The 20,663-nt window shown below is 34.8% G+C and carries 22 protein-coding genes and 1 tRNA gene; 9 read left to right on the forward strand and 14 right to left on the reverse strand.

Annotated elements, in window-relative coordinates; genetic code table 11:
- The 6 genes from Q0A18_RS01215 to ligD all read left to right on the forward strand — a co-directional run.
- The coding region (locus tag Q0A18_RS01215; protein ID WP_292008345.1) for an ankyrin repeat domain-containing protein at nucleotides 1-296 on the forward strand (296 nt) is incomplete at its 5' end.
- Nucleotides 297-450: 154 nt separating this feature from the next.
- Nucleotides 451-2,205 carry an aspartate--tRNA ligase gene (gene aspS / locus Q0A18_RS01220; protein ID WP_292008346.1) on the forward strand — a complete coding sequence of 585 codons (1,755 nt, stop codon included), beginning with the start codon at nucleotides 451-453 and terminating at the stop codon, nucleotides 2,203-2,205.
- 52 nt (nucleotides 2,206-2,257) lie between these two features.
- Nucleotides 2,258-3,007 (forward strand): carbon-nitrogen hydrolase family protein, encoded by a 750-nt coding sequence (locus tag Q0A18_RS01225; protein ID WP_292008347.1) that lies wholly within the window; start codon nucleotides 2,258-2,260, stop codon nucleotides 3,005-3,007.
- Nucleotides 3,008-3,078: 71 nt separating this feature from the next.
- Nucleotides 3,079-3,864 carry a Ku protein gene (locus tag Q0A18_RS01230; RefSeq protein ID WP_292008348.1) on the forward strand — a complete coding sequence of 262 codons (786 nt, stop codon included), beginning with the start codon at nucleotides 3,079-3,081 and terminating at the stop codon, nucleotides 3,862-3,864.
- The gene (locus Q0A18_RS01235; RefSeq protein WP_292008349.1) at nucleotides 3,864-4,466 is read left to right on the forward strand and encodes a DNA polymerase ligase N-terminal domain-containing protein; all 603 of its coding nucleotides are present in this window, start codon (nucleotides 3,864-3,866) and stop codon (nucleotides 4,464-4,466) included. The genes Q0A18_RS01230 and Q0A18_RS01235 overlap by 1 nt, the downstream gene beginning before the upstream one ends.
- A 77-nt stretch (nucleotides 4,467-4,543) precedes the next feature.
- Nucleotides 4,544-6,391, forward strand: coding sequence for a DNA ligase D (gene ligD, locus Q0A18_RS01240; RefSeq protein ID WP_292008350.1), 1,848 nt, complete (start codon nucleotides 4,544-4,546; stop codon nucleotides 6,389-6,391).
- A gap of 102 nt (nucleotides 6,392-6,493) precedes the next feature.
- Here the strand turns inward: ligD and Q0A18_RS01245 are convergent, their stop codons facing one another.
- Both Q0A18_RS01245 and Q0A18_RS01250 read right to left on the reverse strand, forming a co-directional pair.
- Entirely contained in the window at nucleotides 6,494-7,339 is an 846-nt protein-coding gene (locus tag Q0A18_RS01245; RefSeq protein WP_292008351.1) for a mechanosensitive ion channel family protein, read from the reverse strand.
- Between the two features lie 189 nt (nucleotides 7,340-7,528).
- The gene (locus Q0A18_RS01250) at nucleotides 7,529-8,260 is read right to left on the reverse strand and encodes an SDR family NAD(P)-dependent oxidoreductase (RefSeq protein WP_292008352.1); all 732 of its coding nucleotides are present in this window, start codon (nucleotides 8,258-8,260) and stop codon (nucleotides 7,529-7,531) included.
- Nucleotides 8,261-8,358: 98 nt separating this feature from the next.
- Here Q0A18_RS01250 and Q0A18_RS01255 point away from each other — a divergent pair, with 98 nt between their 5' ends.
- A complete protein-coding gene (locus tag Q0A18_RS01255; RefSeq protein WP_292008353.1) occupies nucleotides 8,359-9,294 on the forward strand; it encodes a dihydroorotate oxidase in 936 nt (311 codons plus the stop codon).
- Between the two features lie 54 nt (nucleotides 9,295-9,348).
- On the opposite strand, the gene yajC is transcribed toward Q0A18_RS01255, so the two are convergent.
- The 3 genes from yajC to Q0A18_RS01270 are packed head-to-tail and all read right to left on the reverse strand — an operon-like array spanning nucleotide 9,349 to nucleotide 11,143.
- Entirely contained in the window at nucleotides 9,349-9,720 is a 372-nt protein-coding gene (yajC, locus tag Q0A18_RS01260) for a preprotein translocase subunit YajC (protein ID WP_292008354.1), read from the reverse strand.
- Between the two features lie 9 nt (nucleotides 9,721-9,729).
- Entirely contained in the window at nucleotides 9,730-10,236 is a 507-nt protein-coding gene (locus Q0A18_RS01265) for a DUF1573 domain-containing protein (protein ID WP_292008355.1), read from the reverse strand.
- A 1-nt stretch (nucleotide 10,237) separates the two neighbouring features.
- Nucleotides 10,238-11,143, reverse strand: coding sequence for a transcription antitermination protein NusB (locus Q0A18_RS01270; protein WP_292008356.1), 906 nt, complete (start codon nucleotides 11,141-11,143; stop codon nucleotides 10,238-10,240).
- Nucleotides 11,144-11,236: 93 nt separating this feature from the next.
- On the opposite strand from Q0A18_RS01270, the gene Q0A18_RS01275 reads away from it, so the two are divergent.
- Nucleotides 11,237-12,898: an ABC transporter ATP-binding protein gene (locus Q0A18_RS01275; protein ID WP_292008357.1), complete on the forward strand. Its 1,662-nt coding sequence runs from the start codon at nucleotides 11,237-11,239 to the stop codon at nucleotides 12,896-12,898.
- 99 nt (nucleotides 12,899-12,997) lie between these two features.
- Complete coding sequence (locus tag Q0A18_RS01280) at nucleotides 12,998-13,333, forward strand: DUF3276 family protein (RefSeq protein WP_002976288.1); 336 nt, start codon at nucleotides 12,998-13,000, stop codon at nucleotides 13,331-13,333.
- 522 nt (nucleotides 13,334-13,855) lie between these two features.
- Here the strand turns inward: Q0A18_RS01280 and Q0A18_RS01285 are convergent.
- From Q0A18_RS01285 to Q0A18_RS01325, 9 genes are all read right to left on the reverse strand, one after another.
- A tRNA-His gene (locus Q0A18_RS01285) sits at nucleotides 13,856-13,931 on the reverse strand.
- A 35-nt stretch (nucleotides 13,932-13,966) separates the two neighbouring features.
- Nucleotides 13,967-14,686 carry a bacillithiol biosynthesis deacetylase BshB1 gene (gene bshB1 / locus Q0A18_RS01290; RefSeq protein WP_292008358.1) on the reverse strand — a complete coding sequence of 240 codons (720 nt, stop codon included), beginning with the start codon at nucleotides 14,684-14,686 and terminating at the stop codon, nucleotides 13,967-13,969.
- Nucleotides 14,687-14,766: 80 nt separating this feature from the next.
- A complete protein-coding gene (locus Q0A18_RS01295; RefSeq protein WP_292008359.1) occupies nucleotides 14,767-16,416 on the reverse strand; it encodes a tetratricopeptide repeat protein in 1,650 nt (549 codons plus the stop codon).
- A gap of 89 nt (nucleotides 16,417-16,505) precedes the next feature.
- Nucleotides 16,506-17,381, reverse strand: a complete 876-nt coding sequence (locus Q0A18_RS01300) for a substrate-binding domain-containing protein (protein ID WP_292008360.1) — start codon at nucleotides 17,379-17,381, stop codon at nucleotides 16,506-16,508.
- Nucleotides 17,371-17,562: a C4-dicarboxylate ABC transporter gene (locus Q0A18_RS01305; protein WP_292008361.1), complete on the reverse strand. Its 192-nt coding sequence runs from the start codon at nucleotides 17,560-17,562 to the stop codon at nucleotides 17,371-17,373. Before Q0A18_RS01305 ends, Q0A18_RS01300 begins: the two co-directional genes overlap by 11 nt.
- Nucleotides 17,563-17,640: 78 nt before the next feature.
- Nucleotides 17,641-18,483, reverse strand: coding sequence for an energy transducer TonB (locus Q0A18_RS01310; RefSeq protein ID WP_292008362.1), 843 nt, complete (start codon nucleotides 18,481-18,483; stop codon nucleotides 17,641-17,643).
- Nucleotides 18,484-18,506: 23 nt separating this feature from the next.
- Nucleotides 18,507-19,067: a biopolymer transporter ExbD gene (locus Q0A18_RS01315; RefSeq protein WP_292008363.1), complete on the reverse strand. Its 561-nt coding sequence runs from the start codon at nucleotides 19,065-19,067 to the stop codon at nucleotides 18,507-18,509.
- Nucleotides 19,068-19,079: 12 nt separating this feature from the next.
- On the reverse strand, nucleotides 19,080-19,688 hold the full coding sequence (locus Q0A18_RS01320; protein WP_292008364.1) for a biopolymer transporter ExbD: 609 nt from the start codon (nucleotides 19,686-19,688) through the stop codon (nucleotides 19,080-19,082).
- A 77-nt stretch (nucleotides 19,689-19,765) separates the two neighbouring features.
- Nucleotides 19,766-20,629: a MotA/TolQ/ExbB proton channel family protein gene (locus tag Q0A18_RS01325; protein WP_292008365.1), complete on the reverse strand. Its 864-nt coding sequence runs from the start codon at nucleotides 20,627-20,629 to the stop codon at nucleotides 19,766-19,768.
- Nucleotides 20,630-20,663: the final 34 nt, after the last annotated feature.

Here is a 20,663-nt window from a genome sequence, read left to right on the forward strand (position 1 = left end):
ACGATTACAACAAATGTTTTTCCATTAAAGAAAATTCCTATAATTTACTTGCATACAGCGTTAAATATGAGAGAAAGAATGTATTTAATTATTTACTCAACAACAATGCTGATGTTAACCAAATCTGTGACAACCAATCCCCTTTGATGGTAGCTGGCAGATATGGCAAAACGGATATGGCAAAAACATTACTTAAAAAGGGAGCCAATAAAAATCTAAAAAATGAAAGAGGAGAGACAGCAAAAGATTTTGCAGCCAAGTATGAAAATCCAGCCGTTGCAGAAATTTTGAAATAAAAACTTCTCAAAAAATATAATTAAACTTCCTTTCGGAAGTTTTTTTATTTTCCAAACCTGTAAAAACCCTTATCTTTGCACCCGTAATTCAAAGTTCAAAAAATCAATTATTTGATACTGGAACTTTAAACATTGAACTTTAAACCAAACTATTATGTTTCGATCACACACAAACGGAGAATTATCTCTTCAACATCTAAATGAAGAAGTTACACTTTCAGGATGGGTACAGACTATCCGTGACAAAGGATTTATGATTTGGATAGATCTTCGAGATCGTTATGGCATAACCCAATTGGTTTTTGATCAGGAACGCTCTTCAGCTCAATTGATAGAGGAAGCTAAAAAACTGGGGCGTGAATTTGTTATTCAGGTAACCGGAAAAGTAATTGAAAGAGTAAGTAAAAACCCTAATATTCCTACGGGAGAAATTGAGATTTTAGTTGAAAAACTCACTATTCTTAATGATTCTCAATTGCCGCCTTTTACTATTGAGGATGAAACAGACGGTGGCGAAGAATTAAGAATGAAATACCGTTATCTGGATATCAGAAGAAATCCGGTAAAAGAAAAACTGATCTTCCGTCATAAAATGGCTCAGAAAGTAAGAAATTATCTGTCTGATCAGGGATTTATAGAGGTAGAAACCCCTGTTTTGATCAAATCTACTCCGGAAGGAGCCAGAGACTTCGTTGTGCCAAGCAGAATGAATCCGGGACAGTTTTATGCTCTTCCGCAATCACCACAAACCTTTAAACAGCTTTTAATGGTCGGTGGAATGGATAAATATTTCCAGATCGTAAAATGTTTCCGTGATGAGGATTTAAGAGCAGACAGACAGCCTGAGTTTACACAGATCGACTGCGAAATGGCTTTCGTGGAACAGGAAGATGTCATGAATGTTTTTGAAGGAATGACCAAGACTTTATTAAAAGATATTACAGGCCAGGAATTCGGAGATTTTCCGAGAATGACTTTTGCAGATGCCATGAGAAAATACGGAAATGACAAACCGGATATCCGTTTCGGAATGGAGTTCGTAGAATTGAATGACTTGGTAAAAGGAAAAGATTTCAAAATATTTGATGAAGCTGAATTGGTAGTAGGAATTAATGTTGAAGGATGTGCCGAATACACCAGAAAGCAGATCGATGAATTAGTGGATTGGGTAAAACGTCCACAAATCGGTGCTTCAGGAATGGTTTGGGTTAAATTCCAGAACGATGGGGTAAAAACATCTTCCGTGAATAAATTCTATAATGAAGAAGATTTAGCCAAAATCATCGAAAAATTCGGTGCTAAGGAAGGAGATTTAATGCTGATCCTTTCAGGAAATGAAAATAAGGTAAGAGCTCAGCTTTCAGCTTTAAGAATGGAACTTGGAAACCGTTTGGGATTAAGAAAAGGAAACGAATTTGCTCCTCTTTGGGTCGTTGATTTCCCATTATTGGAATTTGATGAAGAAACTCAGAGATACCACGCTATGCACCACCCTTTCACCTCTCCAAAACCTGAAGATATTCATTTATTAGAAACAGATCCTGGAAAAGCAAGAGCAAATGCCTACGATATGGTTCTTAACGGAAACGAAATCGGAGGAGGTTCTATCAGAATCTTCGACAGAGATCTTCAATCTAAAATGTTTGATTTATTAGGATTTTCTAAAGAAGAAGCTGAAGCTCAGTTCGGTTTTTTAATGAATGCATTTAAATACGGGGCACCTCCTCATGGTGGTTTAGCTTTCGGATTTGACCGTTTGGTGGCTATCCTCGACGGAAATGAAGTGATCAGGGATTATATTGCATTTCCTAAAAATAATTCAGGCCGGGATGTAATGATAGATGCTCCCGCTCCTATTGCTAATGAGCAGCTGGATGAACTGGAATTAAAATTGAATTTAAAATCATAAATGTAAAGCGGGGAAATTTCTCCGCTTTTTTATTATATATCATTTATCACCAATGAAAATCGCAGCTGCTCAAATCAAACCTATAAAAGGAAATATTAAACAGAACATCGAAAATCATAAAAAGCTTATTGATATAGCTATTACCAGGAATGTGGATGTTATTATATTCCCTGAACTATCTATTACAGGCTATGAGCCTGATCTTGCAGAAGAATTATCTATTCATTATGAAGACCCTATACTTAATGATTTCCAAACGATAGCAGATAGAAACAATATTTCAATTGGAGTAGGAATGCCCACAAGAATTGATGATCAATTGATGATCAGCTGTATTATATTTCAGCCCAATAGAAAGAGAGACATTTATTCTAAACAGCATCTATTCCCAACTGAAGTCGATATTTTCACAAAAGGAGAACAATTTTATCAGCTTGAGGTACTACAAAATATAATTTCCATAGCTATATGCTATGATTTATCAGACCCTTTACATTCTGAACATGCTTTCCGGAATAACTCTCAAATTTATTTTGCCAGTGTTTTAAATTCCGTACAAGGAATAGATAATGACCTTTATAAGCTTTCCCATATTGGAAAGAAATACAATATGCATGTAATGATGGCTAATTTTATTGGAGAATCAGGGGGTTACACATGTGCTGGTCAGACATCGGTGTGGAATAACGAAGGAAAACCACTCGGACAGCTAAACAATACCCGGGAAGGTATTTTGATTTTAAATACTGAAAATAATCAAATCGAAAAATGTTATAACGAAAGAGTATCAATTGATGATTAAAATACTCGTAATGTTATAAATACATATTCAACGGCACAATCATTGCACGATCTTATGTAAAACGTAAGACTATGAAAGCAATTTGGAACGGTGCCATTGGCTTTGGGTTAGTCAATATCCCTGTCAAAATTTACTCAGCAACCGAAACCAGTAAACTGGATTTAGACATGCTTGACCGATCTGACTTTTCTAATATTAAATTCAAAAGGGTCAACGAAAATACAGGTAAAGAAGTAAAATGGGAAAACATTGTGAAAGGTTATCTCATGGACGACAAATATATTATTCTGGAAGATGAAGATTATGAAGCTGCAAGCCCTGAAAAATCAAAAATACTCTCCATAGATCAATTTGTAAAAGAGATTGAAGTGGACAGTATATATTTTGAAAACCCTTACTATCTAGAACCTCAGAAAAACGGAGAAAATGCCTACCGGCTTTTAATAAAAGCTTTGGAGCAGACTAAAATGGTGGGAATCGGGACTTTTGTTCTCCGTGAAAGTGAAGCTATCGGAATGATCCGTCCTTATAATGATGATATTCTGGTGTTGAACCGATTAAGATTTGATCAGGAAATAAGAGATTATAAAGACCTTAAAATTCCGGCTAAAAAAGCTCCAAAACCGGCAGAACTTAAAATGGCAGTAAGTCTTATAGAACAGCTTTCACAAGAATTTGACCCAGCTATGTACAAAGATACTTATTCGGAATCTTTACTTAAGATCATCAAGCAGAAAGCAAAGGGTAAAAATGTAAAAGCTAAAACGGCAGAACCCGTAAAAGAAGGCAAAGTGATTGATCTCATGGCTCAATTAAAAGCCAGTTTACAAAATTCCAAATCTAAAACCGCATCGTAATGGCTCTTAAAGATTATCAGAATAAAAGGAAGTTCAATGAAACAAGTGAACCTAAAGGGAAAACAAAGAAAAGCAAAGATCAGTTGATTTTTGTAGTACAGAGGCATGCCGCTTCTCACCTGCACTATGATTTTCGGTTAGAAATGGAAGGTGTTCTGAAAAGCTGGGCCATTCCAAAAGGACCTTCATTAAATCCTAAAGATAAACGCTTAGCCATGATGGTAGAAGACCACCCCTATGATTATAAAGATTTTGAAGGAAATATTCCGGAAGGAAATTATGGAGCAGGGCAGGTAGAAGTCTGGGACAGTGGGACCTATGAACCACTGGATGAAACGAGTCCAATTTCTGATGAAAAAGAACTATTAAAGGAATTAAGAGCAGGATCATTAAAATTCATTCTACAGGGCAAAAAACTGAAAGGGGAATTTGCTTTAGTTAAAATGAAAAATACTGAAGATAATGCATGGCTTTTGATCAAGCACAAAGATGATTTTGCCTTGGATTCTTATGATGCAGAAGAGAATACTTCACCAAAATCTTTAGTAACGAAATTCTTAGAGGAAAAAAAAAGCCTAAAAAACAGCAAAAAGAAATCATAACTTCTGAAGCTAAATCCCTATTCCGAAAATTTAATTCTTTAACCCGGGAGAAAAAGCTGAAGGATTTCATTAAACCAATGCTGGCTAAATCATTTGAAAAAGCATTTGATAATAAAGACTGGATTTTCGAAATCAAATGGGATGGTTACAGAGCTATCGCTGATCTCAGTAAAAATGAACCACTATTCTATTCCCGTAACGGAATTTCCTTTTTATCTAAATTTGAAAGAGTAGTCATAGATTTGGAGCGACAGAAACACAAGGTGATTCTGGACGGAGAAATCGTAGCCTATGATAATCAGGGAAAACCTAATTTTCAGTTATTGCAACAAATAGGAAATCATCCTAATCTGACTCTCACCTATCAGGTGTTTGACCTTCTTTGGCTGAACGGACATTCTACTGAAAATCTTTCTCTTCTACAAAGAAAGGAGCTTTTGAAAGAAGCATTAACGGAAACTGATATCATTAAATATTGTGATCATATTCCTGAGAAAGGCATCACTTTTTTTGAGCAGATGAAAAAAATGAAACTGGAGGGCATGATCGCCAAAAAAGCAGATAGCTTATATATCGAAGGTCTCCGGACCAACGAATGGCTCAAAATAAAATTTACCAACACAGAAGAAACCATCATCTGCGGTTTTACGGAACCCCAAGGTTCGCGAGAAGGATTCGGAGCGCTGATTCTAGGAAAATATATCAAGGGAAAGCTGACCTATTGCGGACATACAGGAACAGGATTTAATAATGAATCTTTACAACAGATTCATCAACGGCTGAAGAAACTGATCATAAAAACCTCTCCTTTTGAAAAAATTCCCAAAACCAATATGCCTGTAACATGGGTAGAACCTGAATTAGTCTCCGAAATTAAATATTCCGAAATTACCAAAGACGGAATTTTCCGCCACCCAGTTTTTGTAGCCCTCAGGGAAGATAAAGAACCGAAAGATATTACTAACAATCCACCAAAATCAACAAACATGAAAGCTCAAAAAGAAACTTCTGAAAATGAAAAGAAAATCACTCTGAATAAACATCAGATCATACTCACAAACCAGAACAAAATTTATTTTCCAAAAGATGGTATTACGAAAGGAGATGTTATTGAATATTATCAATCTATATCAGATTATATCCTGCCTTATCTTAAAAACCGCCCTTTATCACTCAACCGTTTTCCCAATGGGATTGAGAAACAGAACTTTTATCAGAAAGATGCCGGTGACCATATCCCTGAATGGATAAAAACCACTGAGGTATACTCTGAATCCAACGATAAAAATATCGATTATATATATTGTAACAATAAGGCTACTTTAGCTTACCTTAACAATTTAGGCTGTATTGACATGAATCCATGGAACAGCTCACTGCCAGACCTGGAACACCCCGACTACCTTGTTCTTGATCTGGATCCTTCCAAGAAAAATACGTTTGATGATGTTATTGATACAGCTCTTCAAGTCAACGAAGTTTTAAATTTAAATAAAGTAAACGGGTATTGTAAGACTTCAGGAAGTACGGGAATCCATATCTATATTCCCATGGGAGGAAAATATGATTTTGACCAGGTAAAAGATTTCGCCCATATACTCATGAAAAAGGTTAATGAAAAACTCCCTAAAATAACCACTCTGGAAAGGAGCTTACAGAAAAGAGATGATAAAAAAGTATATCTCGATTATCTTCAAAACCGGACAGGACAAACTTTAGCCAGCATTTACAGCCTACGCCCCAAACAAGGAGCCTCTGTTTCCATGCCGTTAGAATGGGAAGAATTGAAAAAAGGACTTAAACCTACTGATTTTAACATTCATAATGCATTGGATAGAATTAAAAAGAAAGGAGATATTTTCAAACCCATCTTAGGAAAAGGGGTTGATATAATGAAAGCTCTAGAATTATTGCAAAAAGAATAATTATTATAAATTTTGTAAAATCATAATCACATCCTGACAAGTATTATCAGCAAAAAAGCCGAATATTTAAATCCAGCTTTTCATGCGATGAAATGTTTCAATCTACTTATTATGAATATATACATCCTGCTGTGGAAAAGGAATCTCAATTCCGGCTTCATCCAAAGCAGTTTTACAATCAATGATCAATTGCTCGTTCATCCCCCAGAATTTATCTGTAGAAGTTGCTACTCTTACGGAAAGTGTAACAGCACTGTCAGCAAGTTCTGTAACTACAATCTGTGGTTCAGGATCCTGATAAGCATCTTTATTATTCTTAGCTACTTCCAGTAAGATTTCCTTTGCCTGTTTTAAATCAGTGCTGTAGGAAACTCCTATATCGAACCATGTCTTGCGCATTCCCAACTGAGTATAATTGGTAATGCTTTTATTGGAAATTTCTCCGTTAGGAATTACAATCAACTGATTCTGAGGCGTAATCAGCCTTGTATGGAAAACATCTATTTCCTGTACCGTTCCTGCAATATCCGAACTGGTGGAAATATAGTCTCCAATCTTGAAAGGTTTCAATAGCAAAATAAGGATCCCGCCTGCAAAATTGGTTAGTGAGCCCTGTAATGCAAGTCCCACTGCCAGTCCGGCAGCACCGATCATCGCTACAAATGCTGAAGTCTGCACTCCCAGCTGTGTTACTACAACAATAAAAAGAAGAATATTAAGTCCCCAATTGATAAGATTTAAAAGAAACTGCTGCAAAGAAGCTTCCATATTTCTTTTCTGAAAGCCTTTTTTAACTAATTTCTTAATTAATCTGATTATCCACGCTCCTATTAAGTAAATCAAGATAGCCGAAACTACCGCCGTGATTACCCGTGGAGCCAATGATACAGCAGAAGATATAAAACCTTCCCAATGCTGTTGAACGCTGTCTAATTTTAAATCATCCATATGTTTTATTTATTTTGATCCGAATATCTTCCTCTATAATTAAATCTTCAAGTTAACTATACAGAAAAATTTAAATGCAAAAATAACAAAATGATAATTAAATAAACAATAAGCAATATTTCAATTAATTAAAAGAGATCAAAAAAGACAATAAATAGAAAACTCTGACGAAATCTCGCAACAACAGAATTAAGGAAGCTTAGCAGCCAATCCTTCAGGCAGAAGTCTTAGAATATGATAGATGATTTTCCATTTGAAACTTGGAACAATTATAAAACCCTTTCCAGCATTGACTATAAATTTAGCCACATAATCAGGTTCCATGATCAAGGATTCATTAAGCTGCAAGCCTTCATTAATTTTAGTCCTGATATAGCCAATTACCAAAGCTGTCACTACAATTTTCCTGGAAGACAGCTCCTGCCGTAATCCTGCCAGATATTGTGTAAAAGCTGCTTTTGTACTTCCATAAACAAAATTGCTTTTCCTTCCTCTCACTCCCGAAAGAGAAGACAGTCCGATAATCCGTTCCAGGTTCTTATTAGCTTCATCCATCGCGATAATATTGAGAATGGAAACAGCTCCCATATAATTCACCTTCATCATCTGCTGGGTTCCTTTAAAGTCTCTCAACGCTTTTTCATTATCTACTAAAAAACCTGCCGCATATACTACAATATGAGGTTTTACCGGAAGTTCATCATAAAATTTCTGGTGCGAATCAAAATCCACAGCATCAAAAGAAAGAATATTCACTTTCGAATCCAAATGATGATTCGTCACAAAATATTCCAGTGATTTTGTATCCCGGGAAGCCGCAATTACAAAATATCCCTTTTCCGTATATTGTTTTATGCAATGTTTGGCAACATCTGAATTTGCTCCCAGAATAAGAACTGTTTTGTTGGTATTTTGATTCATACGGCAAAGATATTTCATTCCCTTTATTATATCAAATTTCAGAATTTTGTCGCCTTATTTTTGTTCACTAACTTTGCATAATTTAATAAAAAGAAAAAATGAACCTTACTTCACGAATTGCCGATTTCGACTTTAAAAATCCTTTAATGAACGCTTCAGGTGTTTGGTGTGATGATGCGGAAAGACTTGATGAAATGGTACAGTCCCCTTCCGGAAGCTTTGTTACCAAAAGTGCCACTCCCAGCCTGAGAGAAGGAAACCCAAGCCCAAGATATTTTGAAGTTCCTCTGGGAACAATCAATTCAATGGGACTTCCTAATTTAGGTTTTGAGTTTTATCTGGATTATTCTATTAAATTTCAGAATGAAAATCCGGGACAGGTTAACTTTCTTTCCATTGCTGGAATGACTTTGGAAGAAAATCTTGAAATGTTGCAGAAAATCAATGACTCAGAATTTAAAGGAATCACTGAACTTAACCTTTCCTGCCCGAATGTTCCGGGAAAACCACAGGTAGGATATGATTTTGAAAGAACAAAAGAGGTTTTAACGAAAGCTTTTGAATTTTTCAAAAAACCTATCGGCGTAAAACTTCCTCCTTATTTTGATATTGCACACTTTGATGAAATGGCAGCGATCCTGAATCAGTTTCCTTTACAATACGTGAATTGTATCAACTCTATCGGAAACGGTCTTTATATCGATGTGGATAAAGAAGAAGTGGTTCTAAAACCTAAAGACGGATTTGGAGGAATTGGAGGCGCCTATGTAAAACCAACAGCTTTAGCCAATGTAAGGGCATTCTATACAAGACTTAATAAAAGTATCGCAGTTATCGGTTGTGGAGGAGTAGAAAACGGAAAAGACGTATTCGAACATTTATTATGCGGAGCCCAGATGGTTCAGGTAGGAAGCCAGCTTGCGAAAGAGGGAACCGGTATTTTCGAAAGACTTCTTAAAGAACTGGAAGAAGTGATGAAGGAAAAAGGATATGAAAGTATTGAAGATTTCAGAGGTAAATTAAAAAGTATATAAAACAAGAAAGGTGACCATATGGTCACCTTTTTATTTTAAAGTACTGAGCAGAAACTATTTCTTTTCAGTTTCTTCTATTTCTTTTTTCTCAGCAGCTGGCTTTTCATCCTTTTTAACTGCTTTTTCTCCAAAACGCGCTTCAGTAAATTCTCTCGAAACAGCAGCTTTTTCGAATTTTAATTTTCCGGATAATGTTTCAATTACGAAACCATCTTCCTGAATCTGTGCAATTCTACCGTGTAAACCTGAAGTCAGGACTACTCTGCTCCCTACTTTCAGTGTTTCCTGAAAGTTTTTCTCCTGCTTTTGTTTTTTCATTTGTGGTCTTATCATTAAGAAATAAAATCCCACAAACATTACTCCCATCATGATAAGCATCATGGAGCTCCCTCCTTCTTGTTGTGCCTGTAAAAAAATTGTCAGCATATTGTATTATTATGGTTGAATATTCGCTGTGAATGTTAATTTAACTGGAGCTTTGTCCACATTTGCATATACATCAGCATATTTCTGAACATTTCCATCAAAATTAGTAGAATCGAAATGTAATGTAATTTTTCCTGTTTTTCCTGGTAAAATAGGATCTTTTGTGAAATCTGGAGCTGTACAGCCGCACCCTGGCTTAACCTCAGAAATAATTAAAGGATTAGTTCCTGTATTGGTTACTTCATAGACGTGTTCTACTTTATCTCCTTTTTTAATATTTCCAAAATCAAAATTACTTTCAGATAACGCAAGTGTAGTGGATGGCTGGTTAGAGGCAACGGCAGCATCTGCTCCCACAACTCCTGAATCTCCAGCAATTACTCCATGTTGTTCAGGTGAAATTGCAGCAGAATCTGTTTCTGTATATGGAGTTGCTGCATCTTTATTTTCTTTTTTACAAGAAACTAAGCCAAAGCCTATAATAGACAACGCTATAATTGATAATGTCTTTTTCATGCTATATTCTATTTTTATCTTTACAATATTTATCTAAAATTCCATTAATAAAAATATTTGATCTTTCGGTTGCAAATACTTTTGAAATTTCTATATATTCATTAATAATTACTCTTGAAGGGGTAAAAGGAAAATTATCCAATTCACTGATCGCTGTAATCAAAATTACTTTATCCATTAACGAAACTCTTTCCAGATCCCAGTTTTCTAATCTTTCTCCGAGTTTCTTTTCATTGTTTTCCCAGTTATTTAAGGTATCTCTCAACAGCTTGCTCGCAAATGTTTTATCATCCTCATCCTTGATCATCTTAATTAATGTTCTGCTTTCCACATCTTCTTTCATAAATCCTATGGTTTTCTGTACCATTGAATTGGAAATATGAATATCATCGGACCAGGTCAATTCTTTATCTTCAATATAATCAAGGAAATCTTCATTCTCGGCTACATATCTCAAAAATAGCTTTCCTATAAATTTCTGATCATCTTCAAAAGAATATTTTTCCTCCTTCATAAAATCCTGATAACGTTTTCCCGCTGTCATTCGCTGGAAGGTCTTCACTAACAAATCATCGTGTAAATCCCATTTAAGCTCTTTATGCTGTCCTGTAAAAAATAATCTTTCGGGATTTTCTTCAATCTTGATTAAGACCTGATTATTAATGAATTTTTGATTGGGATTGATTTCGGCATCAGTTTTGAAAAATTTCTTCTTACCAATCTCTATTTGGTGCTCTGCAAGATCTTTTAAAGCTACTAAAAAGTTGAGCTGATAAATATAGAGATGATAGATTTTCTCTATTCCAGAGAACATATTTTTCTCTAAAACATCAAATTTAATAGGATTTTGGTAGTATGAATATGCACTTTCTACCACTTTTTCACGGATTTGTCTTCTTCCTAACATTCAAAGAGCTTTTTTATGATGGCAAAGATAAACAAAATTTAGAATTTATCCCATTCTGAGTCTTAGGGTATTTTTGTAATTTTGTAAAAGTTTATGAAAGCTTTAAAAACTCTAAACCCTTATTTTTGGAAACACAAAATATTATTGTGTTGGGGGGTATTATTTATAATTGCCAGTAATTTTTTCAATATTTATAAGGTACAGTTTGTAGGAAAATCGGTAGATGAGCTCACAAAAGGAGGAAGTCTGGGGTTTAACAGACAGGTACTGATATACGTTGCTATTATCGTGGGCTGCTCACTTCTTACTGGCTTTTTTACATTTATGATGAGACAGACCATCATTGTAGCCTCAAGAAGAATCGAATATGAACTCAAAAATAAAATCTATCGTCATTATCAGGATTTATCATTAACGGATTATAAGCAAACTACAATCGGAGATTTAATGAACCGGTTAAGTGAAGATGTTGTAGCCGTAAGAATGTATCTAGGACCTGGTGTCATGTATGTTGCCAATTTATTAGTACTGTTAATCATTACCAGTGTCTACATGATCAAAACAGATGCTGCTATGACTTTCTGGACCCTATTACCGCTTCCTATTTTATCTTATATTATTTATAAGGTAAGCTCTATCATCAATAAAAAGTCTAAGATCATGCAGAAAAGCCAGTCTGCTATTTCAACTTTTGTACAGGATAGCTTTTCAGGGATCAGAGTCGTCAAATTCTTTGCTAAAGAAAAATACATAGAAAAGAATTACGATATAAAAATTACAGACTATCAGGATAAAGCTCTTGATCTGGCCAAAACGGAAGCTTATTTTTTCACCATCATTTTATTTGTAATAGGGCTTCTTAATGTTGCTGTTATATTTATCGGAGGACAAAAATATATTGCCGGAGAACTTAGTGTAGGTAAAATTGCAGATTTCTTTATGTATATTAACATTCTGATCTGGCCTTTCTCTATGGTAGGATGGGTAACCTCCGTGAATCAGAGAGCGGAAGCCTCTATGCAAAGGATCAATGAATTTTTAGATAAAAAATCAGAAATTGTTAACACCAACTTTAACAATTATCCGATTAAAGGAGATATAGAATTCCGAAATGTATCATATGTATATCCTAATACAGGAATCAAGGCACTCGAAAATTTAAGCTTTAAAATTGAAGCAGGCAAGTCTTTGGCTATTATGGGAAAAACCGGAAGCGGGAAATCAACTATCGCTTTATTACTTTGCAGGCTGATAGATCCAACTGAAGGGGAAATTCTCATTGACGGTAAAAATCTTAAAGAGCATAATCTAGTCAACTATAGAAATTTCATAGGATACATTCCTCAGGAAAGTTATTTATTCTCCGATACTATTGAAAATAATATAGGATTCGCCATTGATCATCCTTCCCATGAAAAAGTAGTGGAATACGCTCAGATTGCAGATGTTCATAAGAATATTATAGATTTTAAAGAGCAGTACAAAACTACAGTTGGAGAGCGAGGAGTGATGCTTTCGGGAGGGCAAAAACAAAGGATATGTATAGCCCGAGCCTTAATTAAGGATCCAAATATCATTATTTTTGATGATTCTTTATCTGCACTAGATACAGAAACCGAACAAAATATTCTTAATAATATTGAACTAAAAATCAAGAATGCCACATCCATAATTATCACTCACAGAGAGTCTAGCGCCCAAAAAGCAGATATGATTATCAATCTGAGCGAAATTAGCGATTCTGTAACCGCTTAGCCTCTTTGTTTAGAATTGTTAAATAAATCATAAAAAAAATTTTGTGATTAAAAGAAAACTTTTATATTTGTTCTTAACAAGATTAAAAAATATCTAACAATGAGTGAATACAAGGAACGCCATGAAAATGAAATTTTCACGAAGGTGTTAAAAGCAGGGAGAAGAACTTATTTCTTTGATGTGCGCGAGACGAAAGCAGGAGATTATTATCTTACGATTACCGAAAGCAAAAAGAATTTCGGAGAGAACGGAGAAGCTACATTTGAGAAACACAAAATTTATCTTTACAAAGAAGATTTTAAAAGCTTCCAGGAGATGTTTAATGAGTCCACAGATTTCATCATTAACGAAAAGGGTGAGGATGTAATTTCAGAAAAACATGATAAAGACTTCAAAAGCAGATCTTACACAATAGATTCCGACGACGAAGTTTAATCAAAGCATAATCTAAAAAACACCAAAGCATCTGAAAAAATGATGCTTTTTTTTTACTCCAAAGCTTAAGAATTCACTTATTATAATCATAAAGGTACCCTACCAACAGGGTATCTTTTTTAATGAAAATTTTTCCAGTATGATTTTTATACAAACTCTCTTTGGATCTGAGAAAGTATAGTTGATCCTGTATCTCGTTGTCTTTGGCTAATAATAAAACCTTAGATAAAACTTCGGTTGATTTTGGATCCTCGTCAGCAAAAGGCTTTTATTCTCATATTCAGTTTAACTTACCTATTTGTTACAAATAGGAACATTTTAGAAATCAAAATAGTATGGAAGACAATTTTAAAGATATTTTGTTGTCAAAAGCAGCAAGTAATTCAAAAAAATAAAATTTATGATCTTAATCATTTCTTCTTTTTATTTTCAAATATGAAGGTATCTTAGAATATTTTAAGACCTGGAAAACCTTAAAGTGATATAAAATAAAAAAGTACACTTTAAAAGTGTACTTTTTTTGGGTGAATGATGGGTCTCGAACCCACGACCTTCGGAACCACAATCCGACGCTCTAACCAACTGAGCTACAATCACCGTTTCGTGGGTGCAAATATAGAAAATTTATTTTATTTACAAAACAAATCCATCAAAATTTTTCATTGCAATGAGCTTTTCTGTCGTAAACCCCTCAGCATAAGTCACTCCTGAAAGTCTTCCCAGATCCTGAGCACGATATGTCAGGCTTTCATAAAAATCTTTTGTGGCAATAGGTGTTACCGGTTCATTCGATTCGGGATCATAAAATTGTGTTTTAAAAGCCATACAAGCTTCTATTTTAGTATTCAGATGTTCTGATATATCAATAACGAATTCAGGCTGAATATGCTTCCATTGAATATAATGGAAAATATGTTTAGGTCTCCATATCTCCTGATCTTCTCCATCCTTAACAGTTGCTATTTTTCTTAGTCCAGCTAAGAAACATGCATCTGAAACAAGTTTTGCTGCCTTGGCATGATCTGGATGTCTGTCATCTATCGCATTTGCCAAAACGATTTCCGGACGATATTTACGGACCATTTTAACAATTCTCAATTGGTACTCCTCTGAATTAACTAAGAAACCATCTTTCATACCTAAATTCTCACGGGCAGAAACTCCCAAAATTTTTGAAGATTCTGCCGCTTCTTCTTTTCTGGTTTCATCAGTTCCCCTTGTCCCCAGTTCTCCTCTGGTAAGATCTACAATAACACACTTTTTACCTTCTGAGACTAATTTAGCTATAGTTCCGCCACATCCCAGTTCTACATCATCAGGATGTGCTCCAAAAGCAAGAATATCTGTTTTCATACTTCAAAGATAGACATAAAACAAAAACTTCCCAAACCTATAGAATGGGAAGTTTTTATGTATATAATTTAAATCTTAAATTATTTGTTGATTTCGCTATTCAGTTTTACAGCGTCTTCATAAGTCGGATCTAACTGTACTGATTTAGCTACATATTCTTTAGCTTTAGCCGGATTGGAATCTTTTTCCATATAAGCTACTGCGAAATAAGCATATGCCAATGTTTGTTTGTTAGCTTCCATTTCTGCAGGTTTTACTGTGCTGATGAATTTCTCGTAAGATAATTTAGCAGCATCATTATTTCCTGACTGCTGGTAAGAATATCCCTGACTGTAATAAGCAGGCGCCCAGTCTGGAAGAAGATTAATCATTTTCTGCCATGTAAGGACTGCTCCGTTCCAGTTTTTAGCATCCTGATAAGCTGTAGCTAATTTAAACAAAGCATCCGTATCTTGCGGATTGGCTGCCGTCTGTTTTTTCAATGCTTCAATCTGAGGGTTGGTGGGTCCCGCATCAGCAGATGCCTGGGAAGCTCCTCCTCCTGAGATTTTAGCTAATTCCATATCCCATTTCAGAGTTTCATCTTTAGCCGCCTTAGCAATAGCGATTTTTTGCTGAGATTCAGACATTAAAGCGGATTTCTTAGCAGCATCAGTTTCAGTTTTAGCTAATCCTGCTGCAATTAGACCTTGTAAACCTTGGTCTGCAGGCTGCACTCTTGATTTATCTGCCTGAGAAACGAAAGTATCCATATTTTGTTTTGCTTCCGGATAATTCCCTTCTGCATATAACTGATAAGATCTCAATTTAAATTTAATAGGATCATCTACTTTATCAAAAACCTTATCTAAAGTTGTTTTAGAATTGGCATAATCTTCATTGGTAAAATACAGTTTGGAAATCTCTAACAGTGTATAAGGATCTTCATCCGCATACTTTGTATAGTTGATCAGATCCTGGGTAGCTTTAGCATTCTCCTGATATTTGATATCGTAAGCAGCTAAAGCTTTATAAGCAGGTGCATATGTAGCATCTACCGCAATTGCTTTGTCTATATTTTCTTTTGCTAATTTCCATTGTTGAGCGGCCATCCATAAAGTACCCATTCTTGTATAAACAGATGCTTTATTTTTAGCCAAAGGTAATGCTTTATCATAAGCTGTCATCGCATCACCTGGAATTCTCTTTAATCTGTAAGCATCACCTAATGTATAATAGTAATGAGCAGGTATTCCTTTTTTCTCTGCTCTTTCAATAGCTTTATTCAGAAATGGAATAGCAACATCCGGTGCATTATTATTTTCAAATAAAGTCAAAGCTTCGGCAGCTCTGAACAATACTTCTGCATCTTTCTCTTTAGAATCTGCTACAATCTTTTGGATTTCTGCAACAGCACTTTTATCTCCTTTTCCCAGTTTAACTGTAGCTAAACCTATTTTATTAAGAAAGCTTTTATTATCTGCAGCTAATCCTTTATTAAAGTTCTCTGTTGCTTTTGCAAAATCTGGTTCTCCTTGTCTTAAAAATGTATTTCCTAAATAAAAATAGTTTTCAGCAGTAGGAGCTGAAGAAATCAGCTGTGTAAAGTTGTTTTTTGCCTGAGCATACTTATCACTATCAATACTGTTGATTCCATCCTGTAGTGTTTGTGCATAAGCAAAGTTGGTAAAGAATACCACTGCTGCTCCAAAAGCAATTTTTTTCACATTCATAATCATTATATCTTTCATTTTAAATATTCTAAATTGAGATAATTACCCCACAATTTTCAGACCAAAATAAGGTATTTCTTCCTTTATAGAGTTTATTTTAATAATATTTAACGCATCTGAACTTCTCTTTTATACAAATTATAAGGCTGTAGACCTTCTTTCTGCACAATTAACTGTCCTAACTGAGTACATGAATAACGCACAAATCCACTGGCCAGATTAAAACCGGCTTCATTGGTGAGAAAATATAATATTCTGGTAAATGGATATTTCATTTCTCTCATTCCTTCAAAATCAGCAATATATAATTTACCGTTACTTTCTACCGGTAATATCTTAACCATTTCTCTTAATTTTTCAGCTTCTTTATCATAAGGGCGGCTGAAAGTATTAAGCGCTACTACACCTATTTTATCAGGATGCTGATTAAGCTGTTCGATAAGGTTTTGATTTCCGGAAATAATTGAAAATTTAAGATCTTTGGGTGATTCTTTAAATTTTTGGGCTACAAAATTTAAATTACTGGAATTGGTTCCATCAAAAATCAGGGGCTTATCTTCTGAATGTAATCCTTTTTTAATTTCATCCATAGATATGCTGTTTTTTGAAGAGGTTTTAGGTACAATAAATACCACCCCATCTGCCGCAAAGCGAGCAGGTTCAAATTTAAGTTCAACCTGTTTCTTATAAGTTTCAATCTCTTCAGGAGTCAGATCTCTGGACATTACAACAAGTTTAGCCTTATCATTTAATAAATCTACAAAGCCCAGGTCTTCTTTCTTTGTAACCACTTTAATCCGAGCCTCAGGATAATTAATCATATATCCTTCTGCTAAAGCTTCCGTAACGCTTTTAAAGGATTCATCCGTAAGTACAGTAAGCTCTCCTTTATAGTAAGAAGCACTATTATTTTCATTTTTCTTTGAACAACTTGAAATAAAGGCAAGAATAAAAACTAAAGCTAGTGTAAGACTATTCTTCATCTCGGGATGCTTTAATTTTAGCAATAGCTCTGAAAATTCTGAAAACACCGTAAGCCATCATGATCACTCCCAATACATAAGCTATTGTAGGATCCAGTGTTACAAAAAAGAATTTGTAAATAATAATTACAACTCCTAAAACGATATAGAAAAATCCGGTAATAAGTGATAACCAATTCATAAAAGCAAAAATACAAAAAAAATAAAAAGAGGAGAATGTACTCCTCTTTATTAATAATTATTTAAATAAATAATATTATTATTCAAAATTCATTGTTAAAGGTAACCTAAATCTATAACGTACAGACTGACCGTTAATTTTAGCAGGAGTCCATTTGTTTTTGATAGATTTAACCGTTCTGATTGCTTCTGAATTAAAGTCAGAATTAGAACCATTTGCTTTAACATCTGTAATACTTCCATCTCTTTCTACTACGAAAGTAATTTCAGTTTTTACAGTTCCTTCATCTCCACTCATTGCAGAACCATCGAAATTGCTCGCTACTTTATTTCTAAAGGCATTAATTCCTCCAGGGAATTCAGCAGTCTGCTCAACCTCGGTATAAACCTGAGTATCACTCACTTGCGGCTTAACCTCAGCAGTAGATGTTTTAGTTCCTGTTGAAGGCGGTGGCGGCGGCGGCGTATATGCCGGTGCCTTTACCCCTTCCTGAGCCACTAATCCTGTAGTTGTTTCCAACTGCTTAGATATGGGAGGTGGCGGAGTTTCAATTTTTGGAGCTTTTACAGGCTCCGGAACCACATTCTGGATCACCTCGATTTTTTCCTCTTCTTTTGGAGGTGGAGGTGGTGGAGGTGGTTCTTCTTCTTTAGGCTGCTCGATAATTTTATCTTCTTCAAGAATGTTTACCAAATCTGCTTTTACTTCTTGTTTAGGAGGAGCATTCAGATTTTTAATGGTAAGATATATAAAAGGAGATAAAGCTACTATTAAAAATATAGACGTTCCAATAAGGAAAGATTTTGTTAAAATCTTAGGATATTGATGTCTGATATCATAAGCACCATATTCTTTATTTCTATTTTCAAATACAATCTCATCTAAGCTAAGCTTCTGATTGTATACATTTTCATCTGCCATAGATCTATAATTTTATGGTTAAATTACTTTGTAACAGCAGGTGCTCCGGCTATTTTTCTTTCATAAATAGCTTTTTCCCAAGGCTTCACATCGGTTACACCGTATTGTTCGCTTTTAGTAATTGCCATTTCATCAAGAATATCTACAAAGTTTTTATATACCGCATCGTCAGTAGGCTTGATAATCACTGTAAACTTAGTTTTATCAGCTGCATTTGCTTTTGCTTGCTCAATCACTTTTCTGATTCCTTCTCTATCGAAAGTAGTTTCGTTAAGATTCTGATCCGTTAAAGATGTGTTATCTTGCTGGTGCCAGAAAATTCTATTGTTTTTACCTAATAATAACGAGATAGAATTAGAAAGTTTAATTTCTGTTGGAGGTGGTTTTTGCTTTTCATCTTTCGGTTTTGCCGGAAGACCCAAATCCATAACATTAGGTTTACTAAAGGTTGATGTAAACATGAAGAACATCAATAGTAAGAAGTTAAGGTCCACCATGGGTGTCATATCGACCCTTGGATTATTCTTTTTCGAACGGACTTTACCACCTTTACCACCTTTTTCCTGTACTTGTACTTCTGCCATTTCTTCTTGTTATTACTCGTTAGGTTTACCTTCTTGTGATGTAATCAGCCAAAATTTAAGAAAATCAATATCTCTTAAACCCTCAAATAAGCTTTTAACTTTAGGATATTCAGTAGTAACATCACCTTTGATTGCCAATTTGTAATCAGGGTTTACGCTTAAACTTTGCTGTACCCAGTCAATTAACTGTTTATTTGTACTGTCCATAGGAATACCTGTTGGACTTTTATAATTTTTCTGCTCATCTTCCGACATATCCAGATAGCTTTTCAGTTGACCCATTGGAACTCCAATAGCCTGAACTCTCTGAAATGCAGCTTTTTCGTTATTAGTAAAAGTTATCCCATACTTTTTTCCCATATTGTCTAAAAGGGCAAGTCTTTCTGATGCATTTTCAACAGGCTGGAAATAAAACTTTCCATCTGAAGTAGCATTAATAGTCATTAAACTAGCATCAGGAAGCAATTTTTCTGAGATAGAAGATGGCGGTTTTATCTGCTCCACGTCAGGTTTTTTAAACTGCGTAGTCATAATAAAGAACGTCAGTAGTAGGAACGTAACATCACACATCGCTGTCATGTCCGTAACTACACCATGTCTTTTTGGTTTAATTCTCGCCATTATTAATATTACTTATTATTTTAAACTTCTTTTATTATTGAATAGTATTACTACAATTCATTTACCAAAATTATTTTTTAGTAAAATTCTGCAAAAGACTGTTGGATACTCATAGCGATTTCATCAATCTTATAAGTTAATCCATCAATTTTAGAAGTAAAGAAGTTATAAAGGATAATAGCAACTGCAGAAGTACCAATACCTAATGCAGTATTAATCAATGCTTCAGAAATACCGATTGAAAGGGCAGCAGCATCCGGAGTACCTCCTCCAGCTCCTAAAGCGAAGAATGCTCTAATCATCCCGATTACTGTTCCTAATAGTGCCACTAACGTTGCAACCGTACCTAATGTAGAAAGAATCATCATATTTTTCTCTAACATTGGCATTTCAAGGGTTGTAGCTTCTTCAATCGCTTTGTTAAGAGCAACCATTTTCTGCTCTTTATTTAAAGTGGTATCATGAGCTAAAGCTTTGTAAGTAGTAAGACCTTCTTTTACAACATTTCCTACAGATCCTTGTTGTCTGTCACACTCTTCTAAAGCTTCGTCAATTTTGTTTTGATTTAATAAGCTTCTTACTTTTACTACAAAGTTATCTACATTTCCTGAACCAGATGCTTTACTAAGAATAAAGTAACGCTCAAAAGAGAATACGATAACCGTAATCATAAATGTAATAAGAAGTGGTACGATGATCCCCCCCATGTAAATCATTCCTAAGAAACCTTCAGGGTGCATATCTTTACTCTCGACATCAGAAAAAGCTACTGATGCTCCAGATAATCTTGGGTCAGCTTTAAAGTTCCCCGGATTCCCAAGTACGAATAAATAAATACAAATTCCTATAATTAAAAGGATAGGAATAATAACCGCTGGATTTAAGCCTCCCGTCTTTCTAGCAACTACTTGCTCATCATTTTTTGAAACATTCATTTCCATATTTAACTAAATTATATTGTTTTAAAATTTTACA

This window comes from Chryseobacterium sp. (assembly GCF_022712095.1).
GTDB lineage: Bacteria > Bacteroidota > Bacteroidia > Flavobacteriales > Weeksellaceae > Chryseobacterium.